Source organism: Streptomyces sp. NPDC001135, assembly GCF_053598395.1.
In genome coordinates this window covers 110,531-119,135 of record NZ_JBSFKD010000030.1, presented here as the reverse complement: position 1 = coordinate 119,135, position 8,605 = coordinate 110,531, and the positions used below count along the sequence as shown (strand labels likewise).

The 8,605-nt window shown below is 71.8% G+C and carries 6 protein-coding genes; 3 read left to right on the top strand and 3 right to left on the bottom strand.

What is annotated here, in order from left to right; genetic code table 11:
• Nucleotides 1-95 precede the first annotated feature (95 nt).
• Nucleotides 96-1,241, bottom strand: a complete 1,146-nt coding sequence (locus ACWC94_RS30955; protein ID WP_450800541.1) for an aminoglycoside phosphotransferase family protein — start codon at nt 1,239-1,241, stop codon at nt 96-98.
• 346 nt (nt 1,242-1,587) lie between these two features.
• Between ACWC94_RS30955 and ACWC94_RS30950 the strand changes: the two genes are divergently transcribed.
• Nucleotides 1,588-3,081, top strand: a complete 1,494-nt coding sequence (locus ACWC94_RS30950; RefSeq protein ID WP_450800539.1) for a DNA-binding protein NsdB — start codon at nt 1,588-1,590, stop codon at nt 3,079-3,081.
• Between the two features lie 62 nt (nt 3,082-3,143).
• On the opposite strand, the gene ACWC94_RS30945 is transcribed toward ACWC94_RS30950, so the two are convergent.
• Nucleotides 3,144-4,574, bottom strand: a complete 1,431-nt coding sequence (locus ACWC94_RS30945; protein WP_450800537.1) for a PP2C family protein-serine/threonine phosphatase — start codon at nt 4,572-4,574, stop codon at nt 3,144-3,146.
• A 347-nt stretch (nt 4,575-4,921) separates the two neighbouring features.
• On the opposite strand from ACWC94_RS30945, the gene ACWC94_RS30940 reads away from it, so the two are divergent.
• Both ACWC94_RS30940 and ACWC94_RS30935 read left to right on the top strand, forming a co-directional pair.
• Nucleotides 4,922-5,338, top strand: a complete 417-nt coding sequence (locus tag ACWC94_RS30940) for an SsgA family sporulation/cell division regulator (protein WP_450800535.1) — start codon at nt 4,922-4,924, stop codon at nt 5,336-5,338.
• A 130-nt stretch (nt 5,339-5,468) separates the two neighbouring features.
• The gene (locus ACWC94_RS30935) at nt 5,469-7,532 is read left to right on the top strand and encodes a phosphocholine-specific phospholipase C (protein WP_450800533.1); all 2,064 of its coding nucleotides are present in this window, start codon (nt 5,469-5,471) and stop codon (nt 7,530-7,532) included.
• Here the strand turns inward: ACWC94_RS30935 and ACWC94_RS30930 are convergent.
• On the bottom strand, nt 7,522-8,547 hold the full coding sequence (locus tag ACWC94_RS30930; protein ID WP_450800531.1) for a Gfo/Idh/MocA family protein: 1,026 nt from the start codon (nt 8,545-8,547) through the stop codon (nt 7,522-7,524). The genes ACWC94_RS30935 and ACWC94_RS30930 overlap by 11 nt on opposite strands.
• Between the last annotated feature and the right edge of the window lie 58 nt (nt 8,548-8,605).

Genomic DNA, 8,605 nt, shown 5'->3' with positions numbered 1-8,605 from the left:
GGCGTCACTGGCGTACACCAGTGACGCCCCGCAGGCCCGGACATACGAAGGTCCGCGGTGCGCCGCCGCTCTGGCGCACCGCGGACCTCCGTGCCTCAGCGAGTGCCGACCGCCGCGCGGACGGCCTTGCGGGCCATCTGGCAGTCGTCGTGCAGCCGCCTGAGCAGCAGCCGCTGTTCCTCGCCTGACGGCGCGGCACCCGGCTGGGCGGGGCCCGGTGCCACCGGGACCATCTCGTGCATCGAACGCTGCACGGCCGTCTCGTACGTACGGATCTCCCGGGTCAGCACCAGCATCAGGTTCACCAGGAAGGCGTCCCGGGAGGCCGGGCCCGCCGACTGGGCGATCTGGCTGATCTGCCGCCGGGCCGCAGGCGCGTCCCCGAGGACCAGCCACAGCGTCGCCAGGTCGTACCCCGGCAGGTACCAGCCCGCGTGCTCCCAGTCCACCAGCACTGGACCGGCCGGTGACAGAAGCATGTTCGAGAGCAGGGCATCGCCGTGGTTGAACTGGAGCATGCCGTGGCGGCCCACCTCGTGCGCGATGCCGTGCAGCAGCTTCTGCAGGTCGCCGAGGTCCCGGTCGGTGAGCAGTCCCAGCTCGTGGTACCGGGAGATCCGGGCGCCGTAGTCCAGCGGCATCTCGAACGTGCCCGCCGGGGGCCGCCAGGCGTTCACCCGGCAGATCGCGCCGAGCGCGGCCCGGATGTCCGTGCGGGGCGGCGCCTCGGCCGGATGCCGTTGCAGCGCCGCCACCCGGCCCGGCGAACGCTCGATCACCAGTGTGCAGTTGTCCGGGTCCGCCGCGATCAGCCGGGGCACGCGGACCGGTGGCCGGTGCCGGACGAACGAGCGGTATGCGGCTATCTCGTGACGGAACCGCTCGGCCCAGGCGGGCGAGTGGTCCAGCAGACACTTGGCCACGGCCGTGCTGCGCCCTGTCGTCCCGACGAGGAGGACGGACCGTCCGCTGCGCCGCAACACCTGCACCGGAGCGAACTCCGGACAGATCCGGTGCACCGAGGCGATCGCGGTGCGCAGCTGCGCGCCCTGGGGGCCGGACAAGTCGAGTCTCCCGCTCAGCGGTTGGGTGCCGGGCTGGCCCGGGAGCCGCCGTGGCCGGCCGGCGACCGGCACGGGTCCGCCCGGTCGCGCCACCGGGTCGAGGTACGGTCCGCCGCCCGCCGGGCGGGAGCGCAGCGGCCGTGGCGGGGCGGACACGGAGGACGATGCTGCGTACATGGGAGATACAGATCCCTTCGTGTGCCTGCGGTGCCTGCCTTGTGGTTCCGTGCTCGGCGCACATGCGCGGGGGCCGGTCGCTCGAGGAGCCCGTACTCCGATCGCATGCACTGCGAGCGTGCGCCTGCCCGGCCCGGCCGCACGGGTGCACCCTGGGGAATGCATCCGACAGCCCGGCGAGGCCGAGCTGTGACGAGCTGCGACCGGGTCGGGGTGGCGCGTTCCTACTCGACACCCGATGCCCAGTGGCACACCATCTGGCGGACCCTGGCGAACCCTGGCGAATAGTCGCCCGGCAACCTCCACGGGGCTACTGTCAACTCAGCCGAGAACCTGGGGGCTTGACGTGAGCGGACAACCCAACACCCGTCTTGCGGACCTGTTCGGCCTGGCCGGCTGGTCCAAGGGCGAACTCGCGAGGCTGGTCAACAAGCAGGCGGCGGCCATGGGCCATCCCCAGCTGTCGACCGACACCTCCCGGGTGCGTCGATGGATCGACATGGGAGAGATCCCGCGCGATCCCGTACCGCGGGTGCTGGCGGCTCTGTTCACCGAGCGTCTCGGCCGTGTCGTGACCATCGAGGACCTCGGTCTGGTGCGGCACGGGCGTGCGGGGAAACGGCAGGGCGACGGGATCGAGGAACATCCCGACGGCGTGCCGTGGGCGCCCGAACGGACCGCCGCGGTCCTCACCGAATTCACGGGAATGGACCTCATGCTCAACCGACGCGGCTTGGTGGGCGCGGGTGCCGCGCTCGCCGCGGGATCCACACTCAGCAGCGCCATGTACGACTGGCTGCACACCGACCCCACCCTGAAGGCCGACGCCCCTGTCCTCGACGATCCCCTGCACGCCGACCCCGCTGGGTTCGACCGCTACGAGGCCGCCCCCATCGGGTCGCAGGAGATCGAGGAACTGGAGCGCTCGGTCGAAGTGTTCCGCGCCTGGGACGCGGCCCGTGGCGGCGGGCTTCAGCGCAAGGCGGTCGTGGGCCAGCTCAACGAGGTGGGCGGCATGCTCGCCTACCACCACCCACCCCATCTCCAGCGACGCCTGTGGGGCGTCGCGGCCAACCTCGCCGTCCTCGCGGGCTGGATGTCACACGACGTCGGCCTCGAGCCCACGGCGCAGAAGTACTTCGTCATCGCCGCCCATGCCGCCCGCGAGGGCGGGGACCGGCCGCGCGCCGGTGAGGCCCTGTCCCGGGCGGCCCGGCAGATGGTGCACCTCGGCCGGCCCGACGACGCGCTGGACCTGATGAAGCTCGCCCAGTCCGGCGCCGGCGAGCGTCTGCAGCCGCGCACGAAGGCGATGTTCCACACCATCGAGGCCTGGGCGCAGGCGTCGATGGGCAAGGGCCAGGCCATGCGCCGCACCCTCGGCCAGGCGGAGGACCTGTTCATCTCCGACCGCCAGGACGCGCGGACACCGGACTGGATGCAGACCTTCAAGGACGAGGACCTGTACGGCATGCAGGCCCTCGCCTACCGCACCCTGGCGGAGTTCGACCCGGCCGCGGCCGTGCACGCCCAGCACTACGCGCAGAAGGCCCTGGCCCTGCGCGTCGACGGCCGGGAGCGGTCGAAGATCTTCGACCATCTCTCCATGGCCTCGGCCTGTTTCCTCGCCGACGACCCCGAACAGGCCGACCGCTACGCACGGCTGGCCCTGATGTCGATGGGGTCGAACTCCTCCCGTCGCACCTGGGACCGGCTGCGCCAGATGTACCGGCTGACCGCGGAGTACGCCGGCTATCCGAAGATCCACGAACTACGGGAGGAGATCCGGCTCGCCCTGCCCAAACCGCGGGGCAAGGGCGGCAGCAGCGCACAGGCGTGAGCGCACGGGCCCAGGGCCTGTGCGCCGGTTCACCTACCGCCTCACGCAACCCGCCGTTCAGCTCATGCGGTGACCTGGGCGACGAGCACGCAGGCGTCGTCCTCGCGTCCGGCTCCGCCGAACTCCTCGACCACCGTGCGCACGCAGTCCTGCGCGGTGCGCGCCGCGCCGAACCGCGGGGCGAGGTCGAGCAGGCGGTCCACGGCGTCGGCCGAGCTGTGCCCCGGCACCACCCCGTCGGTGTGCAGCAGGAGGAGGTCACCGGGTTCCAGGGTCGCCTCGGCCTGCCCGTAGACGGCACCCGAGGTGGCGCCGAGCAGGACGCCGTCGGGTGCGTTCAGCACGCGCCCCGTCCCGTCGCGGTACAGCAGCGGGGCGGGGTGTCCTGCCTGCGCCCAGACCAGGGTGCGGGTGTCGGGCCGGTAGCGGCAGCAGACGGCGCTGCCGAGGGCGGGCTGTACGGTGGCGTCGAGTAACTGGTTGAGCAGACCGAGCAGTTCACCGGGTGAAGCGCCGGCCAGGGCCATGCCGCGCACGGCACCGAGCAGCGTCGCCATGCCGGTGGCGACGGCCACCCCGTGCCCGGTGAGATCGCCGACGCTGAGGAGGGTCTCGCCGTCGGACAGTTCCAGCGCGTCGTACCAGTCGCCGCCGAGCGGGGTGGTCGCCGTCGCGGTCAGACGGCGGGCGGCGAGGTCGAGGGTGCGGGGCCCCTGGTGCGGGAGCCGCAGGGAGCCGCGCCAGGGCGGTAGCACGGCCTCCTGCAACTCGGCAGCGATCCGGTGCTCGGTCTGCTCCTGCCGGCGGTGGTGCTGCAGCGAGTCACGGGTCTCGCGCACCGTCCGCCGGCAGCGGCGCAGTTCGCTGACGTCCCGCAGCACGGCCCACATGGAGGTCGTGCTGCCGTCGGCGCCGAGCACGGGCTCGCCCATCATGTGCACGGTCCGCACGGAGGTGTCGGGCCGGACGATCCGGAACTCGCCGTCGATCGGCTTGGCGTCGACCAGGCAGTCCGTGACCATCGCGGTCAGCTTCGACCGGTCCTCCTCCAGGACCAGCGAGGGCAGTTCGTCCAGGGTGAGGGCGGGGGCGGCCGGGGTGAGGCCGAGGATCTGGTACAGCTCCCCGGACCAGGTCGCCTCGTCCGTGAGCAGGTTCCACTCCGCGCTGCCGACCCGGCTGAGCAGCGAGCCGCCCGGGCCGGAGGCCGGCCCGCCGGGCGCCTCGACGGGTCCGGCCGGGGCGGCGGGCGCGGTCTCGGGGCCGTCCCGCAGCTGGGCCAAGTGGGCGTCCAGGTCGTCCAGTTGGTGCAGGGCCAGGTCGTACAGGGCGCGCTGCCAGCGTTCCTCCGGGTCCGCACCGTCGCTCCGGGTGTCGCGCCGTACGGCGTCCACGTCGCCCTTGAGCCGCCGCGTCTGCGTGATCAACTCCTCGACCGAGCCGCGTCCGGGTGGCTGGGCGGCTGGGTGGTCCGCGGAGACTGGGGACGGCATGACGCACTCCGATGGGGGACGGTACGGCCGGGAGGGACGGGGGGACCGTTACGACTCTCGCACAGCCCGCGACGCCCCGTAAGGGATTTGGCAACACACGATACGGTGGTGCTTTCGGCATATGCCAGAGTCTTCCCGGAGCGATCCCGGCATATAAATGGTGTACGCGATGGACGGTTCAAGTCGTAGGTGGACTACGGGAGTTGCCTAATTGCGGACGATTTCCGTCGGCGCTCAGCCGTTTGTTCGTCGTTCCTGTGTTCGTGCGGGCTTCGATCGTCTTGTACACGTCGAATTCTGACCGGATTTGGCGGCATGCGAGGCGCCCGCGAAGACTCCATAAGGGCATGGACGCCATCACAGTCGAACAGCCCGCGCAGGCCCGGCTCATCACCGCCGACGACCTGGAGATCCCCGTGCCGGCCACGCTGCGCTACACCACGGACGACCCCCTGGCCGTCCGCGTGGACTTCCCCGCCGAGGCCGCCCTGGAAGGCGAGGAGGTCACCTGGGTCTTCGCGCGCTCCCTGCTCGACCAGGGGCTGCGGGCTCCGGCCGGCCATGGGGACGTACAGATATGGCCGTACGGCCGCACCCGGACCGTCGTGGAGTTCCACTCGCCCCACGGCCTGGCTCTGCTGCAGTTCCCCGCCTCGGCGTTGCGCCGCTTCCTGCTGCGCACCTACGCGGTGGTGGCGGCCGGGCAGGAGGACGTGGCCGGGGTGGTGGAGCGGGGGCTGAGCGCCCTGTTCGGCGGGGTATGAGGGGAACTCCGGACCACTTCGGCTTCTGTTCATCTCCGCCTCATCGCACCGGTATGGACCCCGAGCACCACCGCGGGCACCCTGGCGCGCGGTGTGCCGCAGGGGCACTCCGGTGACGAGGACGGGGCCAATGACACCGATCAGCCGAAGAGGCTTCGTGGGGCTCGGCGCCTCCGTGGCGGCGGGTGCGGCGCTGGGCGCCGGCGCGCTCCCCGAGAGCTCGCACGCGCTCGCTCTGGGCAGTACCCCCATGGCGGCGGCTGCCGCGACCACGGCGACCGGCACGATCAAGGATGTGCGGCACGTGGTGATCCTCATGCAGGAGAACCGCAGCTTCGACCACTACTTCGGCCGCCTGAAAGGGGTGCGCGGCTTCGACGACCGCAGCGGCATCACCCTCGGCGGCGGCTACCCGGTCTTCAACCAGCCGAACGGGACGGGGCGTCAGTACCCGTGGAAGCTCAGCGCGACACCGTCGGCCGGCGGCGCGGACGGCGAGACCCTGGCCCAGTGCAACGGCGACCTGCCCCACTCGTGGTCCTCGCAGCACTCGGCCTGGAACAAGGGCCGCATGGACAACTGGGTCGCGGGTGTCGGCAACGTCCGCTCGCTCGGCTACCTGGACCGTTCCGACATCCCGTTCCACTACGCGCTCGCCGACAACTACACCATCTGCGACGCCTACTTCTGCTCCGCGCTCAGCGCGACCGGCCCCAACCGCACCTACCTGTGGAGCGGCAAGGTCGACTCCTCCTCCTACGACGGCGGCGACGAGTCCGGCCTGACCTGGCAGAACTACGCCGAGGCGCTGCAGGCCGCCGGAGTGACCTGGAAGGTCTACCAGAACGCGGCCGACAACTACGGCGACAACGGCTGCGCCTACTTCAAGAACTTCGCGAACGCCAAGGCCGGCGACCCGCTGTACGACCGCGGCATGTCCTCGGTGCCGAGGACGACCGGCTCGACCCCCGACGACATCGCCGCGGCCATCAAGGCCGACGTCGTCGCGGGCACCCTCCCGCAGGTCTCCTGGATCGTCCCCAACCAGGCCTTCTCCGAGCACCCCTACGCCCCGCCCGGTGACGGCGCCCACTTCGTCAGCCTCGTCTACCAGGCCCTCGCCGCCGACCAGGACGTCTTCGACTCCACCGTCCTGTTCCTCAACTACGACGAGAACGACGGCTACTTCGACCACGTGCCCCCGCCGGCCCCGCCCGCCGGAACGGCCGGGGAGTTCCTGAACGGCGTGCCGTACGGCTTCGGCTTCCGGGTCCCGATGATCGTGATCTCGCCCTGGACGCGCGGCGGCTGGGTCTCCTCGGAGGTCTTCGAGCACACCTCGGTGCTGCGTTTCCTGGAGACCTGGACCGCCGCCCTGGGCAAGCCCGCCAAGTGCCCCCACATCAGCGACTGGCGGCGCAAGGTCAGCGGCGACCTCACCGGCGTCTTCGACTTCGCCAACCCGGTCCACGGCCCGGTCTCCCTGCCCGCGACCGGCGTCATCGGCATCGGTACCTGCGGCCCGCTGCCCAACCCGGTGCCGACGGACAACGCCCTGCCCGCCCAGGAGCCCGGCACCCGTCCGGCCCGCGCGCTGCCCTACCAGCCGGGCGGATACCTGGACCGCCTGGAGTTCGGCGCCGCCGGCAAGATCCTCGCCTGGTTCACCATGACCAACCAGGGCACCCCGGCCTCCCGCGCGGCCCACTTCTCCCTCCACCCGAACGCCTACCGGGACACCACCCCCTTTCCGTACACGGTGGACGCGGGCGGCACCGCCTCCGACTCCTTCAACATCGGCACGGGCTTCGGCGGCGGCAAGTACGACTTCACCATGGTCGGCCCCAACCGCTTCCTGCGCCGCTTCCAGGGCGACGCCACCAAGGCCGGCAAGGCGGCGGAGGTGAGCACCCGGTACGCGGTCGAGCCGGGCACGGGCAAGCTCGCCCTCTACTTCAAGATGACCAACTCGGGCACGTCGTCGGTGAAGTTCACGATCACATCCCACCACTACCGCGGCGACGGCCCCTGGACGTACACCGTCGCCGCGGGTGCCTCGACGGAGGACTTCTTCAACGCCGTCGCGTACCAGAACGGCTGGTACGACTTCACGGTGACCGTCGACTCCGACGCGACCTGGTCGCGCCGGTTCACCGGTCACCTGGAGACGGGCGCCGCGAGCGTCAGCGGCTGAACGCGGTGTACAGGTCCGGGCGCGGGGCGAGGCCGACGGCCACCCGGCCGCCGGTCTCGAGCGCCCGGACCCCGGCCTCGGCGACGGCGGACGCCGCGTATCCGTCCCAGACGGTCGGACCGGTGACCTCGCCCCGCCGGGTGGCGTCGACCCAGGCCTGCACCTCGCGGTCGTAGGCGTCGGCGAAGCGGACGAGGTAGTCCTGCGCCACCTCCTCGCGGGCGCTGCCCGCGCTGGTGACCACCATGGTGTGCCCGTCGCCGATCCGTGCGCTGCCCTTCTCGCACACCGCCTCGCAGCGCACCTGGTATCCGAAGCCGCAGTTCACGAAGACCTCGACGTCGACCAGCGCGCCCCCTTCGGTCTCGAACAGCACGAACTGCGGGTCGAGCAGGCCCTCGGGGGCACCGGCGGACGGCGTGGGGCGCAGCACGGTCACCGCCGTCAGTTCCTGCCCGAGCAGCCAGCGCGCCGCGTCGATCTCGTGCGAGACGGAGCTGTTGATCAGCATGGCGCTGGTGAACCGGCCGGGGGAGGAGACGTTGCGGTGGGTGCAGTGCAGCATCAGGGGCCGGCCGAGGCCGCCGCCGTCCAGCAGCGCCTTCAGACGGCGGTACTCGGCGTCGTAGCGGCGCATGAAGCCGATCTGCGCCAGCCGGCGGCCCAGCCGTGCTTCGGCCTCCACCACCCGCAAGGCACCGGCGGAGTCCGGCACCATGGGCTTCTCGCACAGGACCGGCAGTCCGCGCGCGAACGCGGCGAGCAGGGCCTCCTCATGGGCGGGTCCGGGGGAGGCGATCAGCACGGCGGCGACTGCGGGCGCGTCGAGCACGGCCACCGGGTCCGCGTGCACGGTGACCCCGTCGAGGCCGGCCGTGGCCTCCTTGGCGCGCTCGACGTCGGGGTCGGCCACCGCCGCTACCCTGGCTCCGCTGACCACCTGGTCGAGACGTCGTATGTGGTCGGCCCCCATGTGCCCGGCACCCAGTACCGCCACTCCCAGCAGGTCACCCATGCGTGCGCTCCCTTACGCGGACGATCACGCCGTAGCGTACGCCGCGCAGGGAGCGCCG

Coding starts and splice junctions, on each gene's coding strand:
- ACWC94_RS30930 (WP_450800531.1), bottom strand. CDS start 8,547: ATGGGTGACCTGCTGGGAGTGGCGGTACTGGGTGCCGGGCACATGGGG.
- ACWC94_RS30955 (WP_450800541.1), bottom strand. CDS start 1,241: ATGTACGCAGCATCGTCCTCCGTGTCCGCCCCGCCACGGCCGCTGCGC.
- ACWC94_RS30945 (WP_450800537.1), bottom strand. CDS start 4,574: ATGCCGTCCCCAGTCTCCGCGGACCACCCAGCCGCCCAGCCACCCGGA.
- ACWC94_RS30940 (WP_450800535.1), top strand. CDS start 4,922: ATGGACGCCATCACAGTCGAACAGCCCGCGCAGGCCCGGCTCATCACC.
- ACWC94_RS30935 (WP_450800533.1), top strand. CDS start 5,469: ATGACACCGATCAGCCGAAGAGGCTTCGTGGGGCTCGGCGCCTCCGTG.